This window comes from Cryobacterium inferilacus (assembly GCF_019599185.1).
GTDB classification, from domain to species: Bacteria; Actinomycetota; Actinomycetes; order Actinomycetales; family Microbacteriaceae; genus Cryobacterium; species Cryobacterium inferilacus.
The window spans coordinates 1-14,313 of sequence record NZ_JAIEUL010000019.1; the positions used below are offsets into that span (position 1 = coordinate 1).

Genomic DNA, 14,313 nt, shown 5'->3' on the forward strand with positions numbered 1-14,313 from the left:
CCATCGATCGCGACCACCCCGAAACGCCCCAACCCGGCCTGCAAACACAACACCAAAACCTGGGCAAACAAGTCAGCTGTGACTTTCGGCGCTATATGGCGGCGTTCTGTGATCGCTATTTGGCGCATTGACCTGGTTGCTCGTGTTGGCTCAGAGCGGGTAGACAGCGTCTTGTATCCCATGGGATTCGAGACATACAGGTATCGCGACACGCCTGTTGGTGACGACCTCTAGTGCTGCGCCCTCAGAGAAGAGTTGCCCGCGCGAGTGCATTAGGTCTCGAGCTGCAAAATCTTACCTACTAGAGTCCCAAGTTCACCTTCAGGCTCCTGATCCAGCCACATCGAAAGCCCCCCCCCGCTCATCAGGGTGATGCACGCGGCGACAACCAGTACTCCAATCACGGCCATCAACCACCAGAGATTCCTGGATTGAGACTGTGGGTTCGACATTCCATGACTCTACGCACATCTGCCGCTCGCACATGAGTGGGACACTCTTGACATGACCTCTGGCGTACAGGCGAATACTCGCTTCAGGATATTGCTACCCGCCGTCGTCATTGTCGTCGTCACCTGGCTGATCTTCTGGATGGCTCAGGGATTCTCAACGATCTGCATTCTCATGGGTCCCTGCCCAGGTCGTGATGTACGCGTGGCGCCCGCGTTGCTTTTCGGCGGGATAATGCTTGCGCCGATGACCGCCGTGATCCTGACGTCCCTCGTTCGTTCGCCAATCGGATGGCTCGTTCGACTGTCATACGTCCTCCTGGTTGGACTGGCGGTGGCGGGGTACGCGGTCGTGAATTTCGTCGGCGGCTTCGGCGTGGACGCACCCTTTCTGGCCGGATTCATCGGAATCTGCGGGACGACCGTGCTCGCCTACTTAGGAATTGCTGGCCTTCGACGCGAAGCCTCGGCGGCGTGACACATCGTTAGCTGACCGCAACGTGGTGGCGCCTTTGGACGCCGCTCCGTTGCTGGTGAGAACGGACTGTAGCTTCGCGGCTGGATCGGTTTCGTCCGGCTGTCTCGTATCCGGACGATGCGAGACAGGTCTGGATGCGAGACAAATCACCTGTTGCTCATCGCCCGCCCGCGTCTCGAATCCCATGGGATACGAGACACGTAGGTTGCGAGTCACATTCGCATTTTGGATGGTATCCCATTGCTGATCGACACTAGTGAGGCCGCAAGGACTCTCATTCGGAGCGCGACGGCGGGGAGACGATTATGACCGCCCCTGTCCCACAGGATTCGGGGATCGGTGTCGATACCGACTCCCGCCCGCCAAGACTCCCGCCGCCGATCGAGATCTCGTCGCCCATCTGGTACTCCTGGCCCGCAAACGTGAGTGTCGTCCCATCCCAAGTGGTGAGGGAGTCGGGAAACACCGGAATGGCACCATCATCGAAACGAACGCAGTTGTCGACGAACGCGAGAGTTCCAATCTTTAGCCCGGCCATCCCGTACCAGTCTTCTGGGAGGGGGTATGTGAGCAGTCCGCTCGGTTCAGGGAGTGGGGGCTCAGCGGTGGTGCAACTGGCAAGCGAGGAGAGGGCTACACAGGCCATGATGATGATCGGTGCACGCCGATGCTGATGGCCGGCACCGGGCATTGATTCGGCCTGACGGATGAGGACCGGTGACAAGGCAACCTCCATCAACGTCGAGAAGTGCGAGCACTGTCACCCTAGCTCGCCAGGCGCACGATCAACGGATGCTTTACCTCAAGCTCCAAGTAGTTCGATACTCATGGCTCATGAGTCGCTTTGATTTGGAGACGCTGCCTGCGAATGTGTCGTGTAGTCGGATCAACCGAGAGCCCGCATGTCTACAGCGATGTGGTGGTCAGGGCCTCTTTTCGCTGTATTCCGAGTTCGGGGCCGTTTGAAACTATATATGTATCTGGCTAGAACGCCCGAATCCGTGCCCGTCTGGCCGCCCGCTGACTGACGCGTGGTCGCATGTCGGTGGAGTCGACCTACACTCGAACGCATTCGAACACACGTTCGACTAAGTGAGGGAGGGCGACGTGAGTGTCACCGTCGTGGACCGCATAGCCACACCCGCCGAGGAGGCCGTCTCCATCGCCTTCCTCGTCACCGGCGACGCGGTGGCCGCAGGCTTCCCATCGCCGGCGCAGGACTACTTCGACGGCTCTCTCGACCTCAACGACCACCTGATCCGAGACAAGACCTCGACCTTCATCGTCCGAGTGTCCGGCGAGAGCATGACCGGCGCCGGCATCAGCGACGGCGACGAGCTCGTGGTCGACCGATCGATCACACCCACGCACGGCAGCGTCGTCATCGCGATCCTGGACGGCGAGCTGACCGTCAAACGGCTCGAACTACACCGCGGGGGAGTAGTGCTGCGCGCCGAGAACCCCGACTACCCCCCAATCCTCGTCCCCGAGCTCAGCGACCTCCAGGTGTGGGGCGTCGTCACCGTCTGCCTTCACCGGCTCCACCGTGCGCTCTGAGCGGCGCATCGGCCTCATCGACGTCAACAGTTTTTACGTTTCCTGCGAGCGGCTGTTCGATCCGAAGCTCAGCGGCCGGCCCGTCGTCGTCCTGTCCAACAACGACGGGTGTGTGGTCGCCCGGAGCGACGAGGTGAAGCAGCTCGGCATCGAGAACGGCACCCCCTGGTTCAAGATCGAACCCCTGATCCGCGCCGGCCGGCTCCCCGAGGTCATCGCCCGCTCGAGCAACTACGAGCTGTACGGCGAGCTGTCCGCGCGCGTCATGGAGCTGCTGGGCCGGTACTCCGCCTGGCAGGAGGTGTACTCGATCGATGAGAGCTTCGTCGGAGTCGACGGCGATGTGACGGAGCGGGAGAAGATCGGCCGAGCAATGCGCGCGGCCGTCGCGAAGAACGTCGGCCTGCCGGTGTGCGTCGGCTTCGGGCCGAGCAAGACTCTCGCGAAGTTCGTCAACAAGGGCGGGGCGAAGAAGCACCCGAGCCTCGGGGGAGTGTGCGATACCGACTGGTACACCCCCGAGCAGATGGACGGCCTCATGGCCTCGCAACACGTCACCGAGCTGTGGGGCGTCGCCGGCCGCACCGCGAAGCGCCTCGCAGAGCTGAACATCCACACGATCCGCGACCTCCGCGACGCCGATCCCATCCTCATCCGCAAGAAGTTCTCCGTCGTCTTGCAGCGCTCCGTCTACGAGCTGCGCGGAATCGACTGCATCCCGCTCGAGGCCGCACGCACGGTCCGGGACCAGCTGATCTTCTCGCGCTCGTTTTCCTCACCCGTGACGACGATCGCGGACATGGAACAGGTGCTCTCCGTCTACGCGCAGCGTGCCGCGCACCGCCTCCGAGCGCAGGGGTCGGTCACCAAGACGATGAGCGTGTTCGCGTCGACGTCGCCTTACGCCGACGCGCCCTACGAGTCCGCCGGCGGCATGGCCGGCTTCCCCGTCCCCACCGACGACCCGGTGACCATCGTCAAGGCCGCCACCGGCACCCTTGTGCCCAGGTTGCGCGAGGGTGCGCGCTACGTGCGCGCCGGCGTCATCCTCACCAACTTGTCTGCGAAGGGCTCTCACGCCCTGCTGGACGTGTTCGACAACGACTTCGACACCAAGGGCCTCGGCGCCACGATCGACGCCGTGACGAAGCGCCACGGCCGCTCCGCGGTCGGCCTTGGCCTCGCCGGCATCCGCAAAGGACCGGTGTGGACGATGAAACGCGATGCGCTGTCGCTGCGCGCGACAACGCACTGGGGAGAACTGGCAACCGCGCACGCACGGTGACCTCTGTCGGCTGCTCTCGCGCTGGGATAGAATGTTCTATAGGAGGTGGTTGCCGTGTCGATCGCTGAGAGGCCCAATGGGGACACTGTTCGCCGGCTACGCAGCTTGCAGGTCGTAACCCGCGTGTCGTACCTCCGCGCGTTGCGGACGGCGGCCGAAGGCACCACTCAGTCGCAGCTCGCCCGCGACATCGGCATCTCGCAGCCGTCGGTCAACAGTGCGTTGAAGTCTGCGGCCGCAGTGCCCGACGTGCGTCCCGGGTTCTCTGGCGCGACGCCCTACGAAATCGCCCAGCGCTACGACGCGGGAGAGCTGACACGGGAGCAAGTCATCGATGAGCTCGGCCGCTGGCCGTATCGTCCAGGCTCGCCCAGCGATGGCTACGACTGGACCACCTTGGACCCGGGGGAGTTCGAGGAAGTAGGTCGCGCTCTCACTGAGCACCTGATCGACGCGGACGCGTACGACGAGATCCTTGACCGCTACAGCGAGCAAGGTCGGTGACGGCGGAGGACTCGTCAGCGATCGCCGCGCACCGTGAGACGGTGCGCGCGTGGGCTCGGGCGGGAGGCCCACTGAGCCCTGCGAGTGAGCGCGCGACGGTCAACAACCGGGACTGGTTCACCCAGGAGTCGGATGGATCGGTCCAGCCTCGCGCTGCCCGCCGACTCATGCACGCCCGCCTCGTGAACGAGTACCGCGCTCACTTTCCCGACGTCCGCTCGGAGAAGAAGGCGATCATCCTCGCCGGCCCACCAGGAGCGGGAAAGTCGACAGTTCTCGCAGACGTGCTCGGCGCTCGCACTGGAAATCCCCATCGGAGCGCTCCGTAGGTTCACCCCGACGGCCGCAGAAGGCGTGCCGGGAGGAGACCCATGTACGGAACGTATCTGCGGCGAGAACTCGTCGGCCGCAAGAAGCAGACGATCATCGTGGCCGCCGGCCTCGCGATCGCCATCGCACTCGTGATGATCGTGAACTCGCTCGCGGCAGGCGTGCGCGACGCGCAGGCGCAGGCCCTCGAGTCGGTCTACGGCGTCGGCACCGACCTGACGGTGACCGGTGCCATGCCCGAGCCCGGGGAGGGCGGCGGCCAGCGGTTCGACTTCGGCGAGGAGGGCGGCGCGACGGGCGAGGACGGCACGACCGAGCTCAGCCAGTCGCAGCTCGTCTCGGAGCCGATGCGCGCCACGCTCGACGCGAGCACCCTCGACACCGTGACCGCCGTTGACGGCGTGTCGGCGGCATCCGCCACACTCAGCCTCACCAACATGACATTCTCGGGCGAGCTGCCGGCGGCCCCCGACGACACCACGACGACCGAAGGCGGCACGCAGGGAACTCCGCCGCAAGGTGAGGGCGGAGGCGGCGGCTTCGGAGGCGGCTCGTTCGGCGTCGACTCGTTCACGGTGCTCGGCATCGACCCCACCTCGACCGCTGTCGGGCCGCTGTCGGCCGTCGAGATCAGCGACGGCCGCGCGCTCGAGAGCAGCGACGAGGGCGGGAACGTCGCCGTACTGGACGCGACCTATGCTGCGACGGCCGAGGTCGTCGTGGGCGACACCATCGACATCGGCGGCGAGGACTTCGAGGTCGTCGGGCTCGTGGCATCGACCTCGGACGAGGCAGACACGGCGTCGAACGTGTACATTCCGCTCGATGTCGCTCAGACGCTCTCCGGCGTCGGCGCGGTCGTTTCGACCGTGTACGTACAGGCCGAATCGTCCGACGCGATCGCGGCCGTGCAGGCCGATCTCGAAGAGGCACTGCCCGACACCACGGTGAGCTCGCAGGCCGACCTCGCCTCGACCGTCTCCGGCTCGCTCTCCAGCGCCTCCTCGCTCATCACGAACCTCGGCACCTGGCTCTCGGTGATCGTGCTCGCCGTCGCGCTCGTGCTGGCCGTGCTGTTCACCATCTCGGGCGTCTCGCGCCGCACGCGCGAGTTCGGCACGCTCAAGGCGATCGGCTGGTCCAACGGACGCGTCGTCGGACAGGTCGCGGGCGAATCCGCGGTGCAGGGACTCCTCGGCGGCGTCGTGGGTCTGGTGCTCGGCTTCGCCGGCATCGTGGCGATCAACCTCATCTCGCCGACGATCTCGACGGCGGCCGCGGCCGAAACGTCGACCCAGGGCGGCCCCGGAGGCGCGGGCGGCGGTCCCGGCGACGGCGCGTTCGGCAACGCGGTCATGCAGCAGGGTTCTACCGACATCGTTCTGCAGGCACCCGTCACCCTGTGGGTGATCGTGGCAGCCGTGGGCATCGCGGTGCTCGGCGGACTCGTCGCCGGTGCGTTCGGCGGATGGCGCGCGGCCCGGCTCAGCCCCGCCGAAGCGCTGCGATCGGTCGGGTGACGCGGCGATGACCGAGATCGCCCCGCCCGCTCTCACCAAGAAGCCGCTCACGAGCTTCACCACGACAGGAGACGAAGACATGACGATGATCGACACCGGCCCGGCCGGAGTGGGGGATGCCCCGACCGCGGCGCTCTACCGACTGACCGATGTGACACGCACCTATCGGCAGAAGCAGCGCGTGATCAAGGCGCTGACCGGTGTCGGGCTCGAGATCGGCGCCGGCGAGTTCGTCACGATCCAGGGCCCGACCGGTGGCGGCAAGTCCACGCTCCTGCAGCTTCTGGGAGCCCTCGACCGACCCTCGTCGGGCTCGGTGATGCTCGCGGGCACGGATCTTGCGAACGCCTCGGATGCCGAACTCGGGCGCGTCCGCGCGCGTGAGATCGGATTCGTGTTCCAGGGATTCAACCTGATCCCGACGCTGACCGCGGCGGAGAACGTCGACATGGCCCTCGAGCCGCTCGGTCTGCCGAAGGCGGAGCGTGCGACGCGCGTCGCCGAGGCGCTCGCGCACGTCGGCCTCGCCGACCGCACCGACCACAAGCCCACCGAGTTGTCAGGCGGTCAGCAGCAGCGTGTCGCGATCGCCCGCGCGATCGTGAAGCGCCCGCGCGTGCTCCTGGCCGACGAGCCGACCGGAAACCTCGACGAGAGTATGCGCGACGAGATCCTCGCCGTGCTGGAGGGGCTGTGCGCCGAGGGGCTCACGCTCATCGTCGTCACGCACGACTCGGCCGTCGCACGCCGCGCGCACCGCCGGCTCCGGCTCGACAAGGGAACCGTGCGAGACATCACGCGCTGACGCAGGAGAGCTCCGAGGACTCTCCTCTCGCCACGACCACCTTCAACCCGGGGAGCAGGGCGCATCGCCGACCGCGACGCGCCCTGCTTCTCGCCGTCGACGACGTCCGGTCGGGCGATGGGGTCGAGATCGCACGCGGACGGGGTATCGGTGGGCGGTTCAGTACAGTAGCCGGTGTGCCACATGACCCGTTGATCAGCGCCCTCGGCGCGGTCATCCGCATCGATGTGTCGGCGCTCGATGCGGCCGACGCCGCTGAGGTCGCGCGAGTGTGGGCCGACGCCGCGCCATCCTCGTCCGACGGGTCGATCCCCGTCGACGTCACCGTGGTGGCGCCCGCAGGGGTGCCGATCGAACGCCTGCTGTCCTCGCTCTCCAAGCGCGTCACGCTCGCCGCGATCGAGGCCAGGCGCGGCGAGGCATGGATGCTGCACGCAGCGGGCATCGCCGACGAGCGAGGACATGTCGTCGTCGTCATCGGGCCATCGGGTCGCGGAAAGACGACGGCGGTGCGGGCGCTGGCGCAACGCTACGGCTACGTCACCGACGAGACGATAGCCATCGATGGATCCGGACGCGTGCAGCCGTACCGCAAGCCGCTGTCGATCATCGAAGGCGCGGTGGCCGTCAAGGCGCAGCGTCCGCCGGGCGAGCTCGGCCTGGGCGCTCTGCCGGCGCCGCAACTGCGAGTGGCTGCGCTCGTCCTGCTGGATCGACGCCCCGACGGGCCCGACGTGCCTATGCTCGAGGAGTGCGATCTGGGCGACGTGCTCGGCGAGCTCGTGGAGCAGACCAGCTACCTCGCAGATCTGCCCCACCCGCTGCGGACGATTGCGGCGCTGGCGGCATCCGTCGGCGGTATTCACCGTGTCGTCTACCGTGAGGCGACGAGCCTCGTCGAAGGGCTCGCCCCGCTCTTTCGCGATCCTGACGCGATCGTCATCGATGTGAGCGAGACCGGTGAGCCGCAGGCTGACGGCGGGGAACGCACGTCGAAGCACAGAATGACAACCGGTCTTTTTCGCGGGGCCTATCTCGATGCTCTTGTCCTGGACCACCCCCGTCGGGTGGCATTGCTGCAGCCGGACACCGACGAGGGGGCGATCCTGCGGGTGATCAGCGGCATCGGGCCGACGTTGTGGAGCGACGCCACGGGGCGTTCGGACGAAGAGCTGGTATCGGTCGTCGTGCGGGCGCACGGCGAGCCGGCGGAATCGGATGCCGCGTCCGCCGTCGCGGCGGCGATCGCTGAGCTCAGCGCGCACGGCGTGGTGGTGCGGCGACAGGACTGATCGTGTCGACGGAGCGGCGGCGCAGCCGCCCGAAACCGCGATGAGGAAGAATGAAGTCGAGCGGCGCATCGCGTCGCGTTGCGCGAAGTACTAGTTGCGCGAAGTACTATGAGCCCAATAGTCTGGCGCCAGACTGGAAACGCTTGCAGCGTGGCCGAGCGCGTGATGCCTGGGGTAATCACGATACGCACGATGGATGGAGAAACGTGAACGACCGAGATCCCGAATCATCAGCCATTCCGAATTCCGAACTCACTCGGCGGGACGAGACGCTCTGGAAAGCCGAGGTCAGCAGACGGGGTACTCTGACCGCTGCCGCCTGGGCGGTTCCGGTCATCGCGATGGCTGCGGCGACACCAGCGGCGGTTGCGAGCGGGGAGTTCAACCTTCAGGCGGACCTCAGAGTCGCTCCTCTCGGTGGCGCCGAGGGGCGATATAACACGGGCAGCAACTACAATGCTGGTGGTTCCGCTAACCCGACGGACTTCCGCCGAGCGTTCGTCATCCAAAATGTCGGCGAAGGGACCTTCACCGGCACGCTGAGGGTCAACTTCTCCTTCCCCCGGATGTGGAACCAGGCCACCGGCAACAACACCAGTGCGTTCAACAACTGGGGCACCAAGGATGTGTTCGCATCCGGTAGTGGCACATTGTTTAGTCCGGCAAACGTGAGCGGTTGGAATACGCCGGTCAATCACTCGACATATGTGCAGAACGTAAAAGGCAGCGGAACGGGGGCCGCGTGGGAGCAGGTGTGGTTGCTGCTCGCTGACACGTACTTCACCATGAGTGGTACCCTCGCGCCCGGCGGCAGCGTCACGTTCGCTCTCAACGCGAATATTCCTAATGCGTGGATTTCCGGCGTCAACGGTGACAACTCTTACCTGCCCGGGTGGATCTATTGGAGATCGCCGGTCACGATCCAGGCCACAACATCGGGTGGTGAGAATCTTGGTACCTACGACACCGGCGTGGGCGCGTGGAATAACGGAATCTGGTACTTCAACGGCGGCGGCCCCTGGGGCTATCTACCTAGTCCTCCCTACGATGCATACGGACTCTACCCCAGCGCCGGGCAGGGGTAACTCCTGACCCGCGTCGGCACGTCAAAGGGTCGCCGAGGTGAGCCCGGTCAATGCGAAGGGGTCACACCGAAATGCCGGTGTGATCCCTTCGCATTGACGTCTCCGTCCCATCCAAGGTGACGCGGTCCTCAGAGCCCGCGCCACCGGTCGATGCGTGTCAGAGCAGATCCCACCGCGTGATCGGCCAAAGGATGACGACGGCCTTCCCGACGATCCCGTCGCGGCTCGCCCACCGCCAGCAGTCCTGATCGGCGTCTGCGACTCGGCAGCGAGCGGCTGAGTCGGATGACGCCGAACGGTGGTCTCCGAGCATCAGGTACGACTCCGCAGGAACGGTGACGCTGTCGAAGCAGCGCGACGACCGTGGGTTCGACGTGCAGTCCAGAGCGCCCGGCTCGAAGGGGAGATCCTCGAACACGTACGGCTCGACGAGCGGCACGCCGTCGACGGTGACCGCGCCGCCATCGGTGCAGCACGCGGCGACCTGGCCCGGCCCGGCGATCACCCGTTTAACCAGCGTATGCCGCCCTGACGGACCGAACCCGGTCACCTCGCCCACCCAGCGCAACACTGAGCGGATCGGATCTTCGCTCGGCGCTGCGCCGCCATCCCAGGCTTCGCCGGCGTCGAAGACGACCACATCGCCTGTCGTGGGCGGCGAGCCGAGGTAGGCGAGCCGGTTCACCAGCACGCGATCACCCGCCTGGAGGGTCTCGTCCATCGATCCCGACGGAACGACGTAGGGCTTCGCGATGAAGCTCAGCACGAGCGCCACGACCGTGAACGCCAGCGCGAGGTGGAACCAGACGGAGCCCGTGATCCGTCGCCACCGCCCCGGATGGTCGATCTCAGCGCTCACGCGATGCTCACAGCGTGAGCGAGCCCGCGATCACGGCGCGGAGGTTCTGGGCGAACGACGCGGGCGAGAATCGCTCGGCGCTTGCCCGGATCGCGTCGGCATCCCATTCCGAAGGAAAGCTGCGCACACTGCGGATCACGCCGTCCACCGTCTCGTCGTCGATGAACAGCCCCGAGACGCCTTCGATGGTCGAGTCGAGGAATCCGCCGGCACGCAACACTAGGGCGGGGTTGCCGAACGCGTTGGCCTCGACGGGCGTGAGCCCGAAGTCTTCGTGCGACATCGACATCAGGGCTCGCGTGTGGGCATAGAGCCATCGGAGCTTCGGCTCGGGCAGGTTGGTGCCGAGAGCGATCACATTGGTGGGCAATGAGGGCGACGGATCGACCCCGACGATGACCAGGGTCTGCTCGGGCATGCGCGCGAAGGCGTCGATCAGCAGTGCCGTGCCCTTGTATCCGCGAGCTCGTGAGACCGACAGGAAGAACTCATCGGGCACGTCCGCGACCTCGGAGCGGGGTCCGGCGATGTCCATCGACATCGGAGGATGCAGCACCTCGGCGCGGATGCCGTAGACCTTCTTGACGCGCTCGGCGACAGAGACCGAGTTCGCGAGATAGAAGTCGGCCGTGCGTGCGGCACGCTGGTCCCAGCCGCGCAGCCGCGGGGCCAGTGCGCCCAAGGCTGCCCGGACGGGCTTCGACTGGTCTTTGACGTAGTCTTCGCGCTGATACAGCCAGCGCGCGGGATTGTGGCAGTAGACGACCTTCAGGGTGTCGGGGTGTGCGCGCAGCCCGTGCGCCCAGCCCGAGGAACTGCACACGAGCACATCGGCGTCGACCACCGGCATGCGCGACCAGGCCGGGGCGAGCAGCGGAAGCCCCCACCGCATGTCACCGCCGAACGAATGCAGCAGTCGTGACGTGCTCTCGGTGATCGTGAACTCGTCGAACCCCTGGAACGTGTTCGCAGGGTCGAAGACGGACGTGATGATCTCGCGCGCGTCGAGCCGACGGGCGATTTCAAGGGCCACACGCTCTGCGCCGCCGCGCTGAGTGAGGTAGTCGTGAGCGACCACCGTCACAGGCGATGACGATGTGCTCATTGCATGCGCACGCGTCCATACTTCCACGAGTCCCCCAGAGACGGCGTCGAATGGTTTCGTGATCTGCTCTGCGGCGTCGTCCGACGGGGCGATCAGCAACAGTGCTCCCACGAGTTTCGGGCGCTACGGAACGGCCTGAGCCTCTCGTTGTTGCAGGCAGCGCGCCAGCAGCCCGCATCCACGTCGACGCCCGGCAGCGCGCCGCCGCTTCAGCGTGAGCGGTAGTGCGCCCGCAGATCGTGAATCGCCTGGGGGGCCGATCGCACGCCGCGGGAGAGGCGGCGCCACCAGCCGGCGATGACCGCGCGCGCACCGCGTCCGATCGCGGGATCGATGGCGCGCAGCTCATCGGCGGTGGGGAACACCGCGCGCCGGATCACGTGCACCCTGTGGGTGAACGACGCTCCGCGCAGTTCGAGCAGCCACGCCGTCATGCGGTGACGCGCGTGCGCGTGCAGCCGCCAGCGGCGCAGCGCCTCGGACGGGTGTGCGTCTTCGGGGACGTCGAAGCCGAGGGAGAGCAGAAAAGGGCGCGCCGTCTGCAGCGCACCGGTGTCGTGTGCGCAGGCGAGAACCGCGCACGCGAGTGCCTCGTCGTCGCGAACACGTGCCAGCAGCGCGGTGTAATCGCGCATCTTGCGGCTCTCGGCGGCGGCATAGCCGGCCTCGCGCAGCGTGTGCAGCGCGAGCACGAGTACGGTGTCGGCGCGCCCCGTGGTGTCGACCTCGACGCCGGCAGCCGAGAGCGACTGCCGTCGCTGCCACACGTGGTCGAACGTCGTCCCGGCCTCGCCGATGAATCCCGGCCAGTAGTGATGTACGTCGATGTCGCAGTTCCAACCCGGATGCACCAGCGTGCGCGAGTGCAGCTCGAGCATGAGGGGAAAGCCCGGTGTCGGGCGCGGAATCCATCCATACTGCGCGAAGGCGGCCAGCAGGTCGTCGAACCGCGCCGGGTCGACGAGCACGTCGACGTCCTGTGATTGCCTCTGCTCACGCAGGCCCTGGGCTGCGGCGAGCGGTCCTTTGAGGATGAGCGCGCGGATGCCGGCGCGGTGCGCGATGTGGTGCGACAGGGCCGTCGCCAGCAGCACGGCGTCTTCGAGGTGCAGCTCGGCCGCTGCAGGCTCGGTGTTCTCCGGCATCAGAGCAGACCCCACCTCGGGATCGGCCACAGGATCATGACGGCCTTTCCGACGATGCCGTCGCGGCTCGCCCAACGCCAGCAATCCTGATCGGCATCCACGACTCGGCATCGAGCGGCCGAGTCCGATGAGCCTGAGCGGTGGTCGCCCAGCATCAGGTACGACTCCGCGGGAACCGTGACGCTGTCGAAGCAGCGCGACGAGCGGGGGGTCGACGTGCAATCGACGGCGCCGGGCTCGAAGGGGAAGTCCTCGAACACGTACGGCTCGTCCAGCGGCACGCCGTCGACGGTGACCGCTCCGTCGTCCGTGCAGCACGCAGCGACCTGACCCGGCCCGGCGATCACCCGCTTGACCAGCGTATGTCGCCCCGACGGACCGAATCCGCTCACCTCACCCGCCCACCGCAGCACCGAACGGAGCGGATCCTCGGCTGCCGGCGCATCGCCGTCCCAGGCCTCATCGGCGTCGAAGACCACGATGTCTCCGGGTACCGGCGACGAACCGGCGAACGCGAGCCGGTTGACCAGCACGCGATCACCCGCCTGCAGAGTCTCGTCCATGGATTCTGACGGGACGACGTAGGGCTTCGCGACGAAGCTCAGCACCAGCGCCATGACGGTGAACGCCAGAGCGAGCTGAAACCAGACCGAGCGCGTGATGCGTCGCCACCGCGTCGTCTGCGCAGTCGCGGGCTGCAGCCCGCCGTCCCCGCTCACAGTGCGCGCGCCCCCGCGATCACTTCGCGGAGGTTGTGGGCGAATGACGCGGGGGAGAAACGCTCCGCTGCAGCACGGATCGCCTCCGTGTTCCACTCGGCGGGGAATGTGCGCACGGCTGTGATCACGGCATCCACCGTCTCGTCGTCGATGAACAGTCCCGATACGCCCTCGACGGTCGAGTCGAGGAACCCGCCCGCACGCAGCACGAGCGCCGGACGCCCGAACGCGTTGGCCTCGATCGGGGTGAGTCCGAAGTCCTCGTGAGACATCGACATGAGGGCGCGTGTGTGGGCATAGAGCCAGCGCAGGTGCGCCTCCGACACATTGCCCAGTGCAAGCACGTTGCGCGGCAGCGAGGGCGACGGCTGGACACCGACGATGACCAGGGTTCGCTCGGGCATGCGGGCGAACGAGTCGATCAGCAGCGACGTGCCCTTATAGCCGCGGGCGCGCGACACCGACAGGAAGTACTCGTCGGGCACGCCGGGAACAGCGTCGCGCGGGCCGGTCACGTCGATGGAGAGGGGGGGATGCAGGACCTCGGCGCGAATGCCGTACACGCGCTCGATGCGCGCGGCCACCGACACCGAGTTCGCGACGTACAGCTGAGCCGACTGCGCCGCGCGCTGGTCCCACGAGCGCAACCGCGGCGTCAGCGCGGCGAGTAGCGCGCGCACGGGCAGCGACTGATCCGTGACGTAGTCGGCGCGCTGATAGAGCCAGCGCGCAGGGTTGTGGCAGTAGACCACTTTCTTCGTGCGTTCGGTGGTCGGCAGCCCGTGCGCCCACCCCGAGGAGCTGCACACGAGCACGTCGGCGTCGACAGGGGGCATCTGGGACCATGCCTGCGCGAGCAGCGGCAAGCCCCAACGCATGTCGCCGCGCAGCGAGTGCAGTGCGCGCGAGGTGCTCTCGGTGATCGTGAACTCGTCGAACCCGTGGAAGGTGTTGGCCGGGTCGAAGACGGACGTGATGATCTCGCGTGCGCCGAGCTGGCGCGCGATCTCGAGCGCGACCCGTTCTGCACCGCCACGCTGGGTGAGGTAGTCGTGCGCCACGATCGTCACCGGTGAAGCCGAGGCGGTCATCGGGACAGTCGGATGCTGTCGTCCGGCTGCACAGAGCCCGCGGAGGCGGGAGGTGCGCAACGGCGGTCCCACGACCGCACCCGAGCAGG

Annotated in this window: 14 protein-coding genes; 8 read left to right on the top strand and 6 right to left on the bottom strand. The window is 66.7% G+C overall.

The window, feature by feature from the left end; all coding sequences use genetic code 11:
* Nucleotides 1-504: 504 nt before the first annotated feature.
* On the top strand, nt 505-927 hold the full coding sequence (locus K2F54_RS15125) for a hypothetical protein (RefSeq protein WP_220606687.1): 423 nt from the start codon (nt 505-507) through the stop codon (nt 925-927).
* A 274-nt stretch (nt 928-1,201) separates the two neighbouring features.
* Here K2F54_RS15125 and K2F54_RS15130 read toward each other — a convergent pair whose 3' ends face one another.
* The gene (locus K2F54_RS15130; protein WP_220606688.1) at nt 1,202-1,651 is read right to left on the bottom strand and encodes a hypothetical protein; all 450 of its coding nucleotides are present in this window, start codon (nt 1,649-1,651) and stop codon (nt 1,202-1,204) included.
* A 407-nt stretch (nt 1,652-2,058) separates the two neighbouring features.
* Between K2F54_RS15130 and K2F54_RS15135 the strand changes: the two genes are divergently transcribed.
* The 7 genes from K2F54_RS15135 to K2F54_RS15165 all read left to right on the top strand — a co-directional run bounded on the left by K2F54_RS15135 (nt 2,059) and on the right by K2F54_RS15165 (nt 9,305).
* On the top strand, nt 2,059-2,484 hold the full coding sequence (locus K2F54_RS15135) for a LexA family protein (RefSeq protein WP_308287693.1): 426 nt from the start codon (nt 2,059-2,061) through the stop codon (nt 2,482-2,484).
* On the top strand, nt 2,474-3,769 hold the full coding sequence (locus tag K2F54_RS15140) for a Y-family DNA polymerase (RefSeq protein ID WP_104277456.1): 1,296 nt from the start codon (nt 2,474-2,476) through the stop codon (nt 3,767-3,769). Before K2F54_RS15135 ends, K2F54_RS15140 begins: the two co-directional genes overlap by 11 nt.
* Nucleotides 3,770-3,823: 54 nt before the next feature.
* Nucleotides 3,824-4,273 carry a hypothetical protein gene (locus K2F54_RS15145; RefSeq protein WP_104277455.1) on the top strand — a complete coding sequence of 150 codons (450 nt, stop codon included), beginning with the start codon at nt 3,824-3,826 and terminating at the stop codon, nt 4,271-4,273.
* A 371-nt stretch (nt 4,274-4,644) separates the two neighbouring features.
* Nucleotides 4,645-6,123 (top strand): ABC transporter permease, encoded by a 1,479-nt coding sequence (locus K2F54_RS15150; RefSeq protein WP_220606689.1) that lies wholly within the window; start codon nt 4,645-4,647, stop codon nt 6,121-6,123.
* Between the two features lie 79 nt (nt 6,124-6,202).
* Nucleotides 6,203-6,928 carry an ABC transporter ATP-binding protein gene (locus K2F54_RS15155; protein ID WP_220606746.1) on the top strand — a complete coding sequence of 242 codons (726 nt, stop codon included), beginning with the start codon at nt 6,203-6,205 and terminating at the stop codon, nt 6,926-6,928.
* Nucleotides 6,929-7,104: 176 nt separating this feature from the next.
* On the top strand, nt 7,105-8,220 hold the full coding sequence (locus K2F54_RS15160; protein ID WP_220606690.1) for a P-loop NTPase family protein: 1,116 nt from the start codon (nt 7,105-7,107) through the stop codon (nt 8,218-8,220).
* Nucleotides 8,221-8,426: 206 nt separating this feature from the next.
* Nucleotides 8,427-9,305: a hypothetical protein gene (locus tag K2F54_RS15165; protein ID WP_220606691.1), complete on the top strand. Its 879-nt coding sequence runs from the start codon at nt 8,427-8,429 to the stop codon at nt 9,303-9,305.
* 157 nt (nt 9,306-9,462) lie between these two features.
* On the opposite strand, the gene lepB (K2F54_RS15170) is transcribed toward K2F54_RS15165, so the two are convergent.
* The 5 genes from lepB (K2F54_RS15170) to K2F54_RS15190 form a co-directional block, all read right to left on the bottom strand.
* On the bottom strand, nt 9,463-10,164 hold the full coding sequence (gene lepB / locus K2F54_RS15170) for a signal peptidase I (protein WP_220606692.1): 702 nt from the start codon (nt 10,162-10,164) through the stop codon (nt 9,463-9,465).
* A 7-nt stretch (nt 10,165-10,171) separates the two neighbouring features.
* Entirely contained in the window at nt 10,172-11,242 is a 1,071-nt protein-coding gene (locus tag K2F54_RS15175) for a glycosyltransferase (protein ID WP_220606693.1), read from the bottom strand.
* Nucleotides 11,243-11,478: 236 nt separating this feature from the next.
* Nucleotides 11,479-12,414 carry a nucleotidyltransferase family protein gene (locus K2F54_RS15180; protein ID WP_220606694.1) on the bottom strand — a complete coding sequence of 312 codons (936 nt, stop codon included), beginning with the start codon at nt 12,412-12,414 and terminating at the stop codon, nt 11,479-11,481.
* Nucleotides 12,414-13,133 (bottom strand): signal peptidase I, encoded by a 720-nt coding sequence (gene lepB, locus K2F54_RS15185; protein WP_220606695.1) that lies wholly within the window; start codon nt 13,131-13,133, stop codon nt 12,414-12,416. The genes K2F54_RS15180 and lepB (K2F54_RS15185) overlap by 1 nt, the downstream gene beginning before the upstream one ends.
* Nucleotides 13,130-14,224 carry a glycosyltransferase gene (locus K2F54_RS15190; RefSeq protein WP_220606696.1) on the bottom strand — a complete coding sequence of 365 codons (1,095 nt, stop codon included), beginning with the start codon at nt 14,222-14,224 and terminating at the stop codon, nt 13,130-13,132. The genes lepB (K2F54_RS15185) and K2F54_RS15190 overlap by 4 nt, the downstream gene beginning before the upstream one ends.
* Nucleotides 14,225-14,313 lie beyond the last annotated feature (89 nt).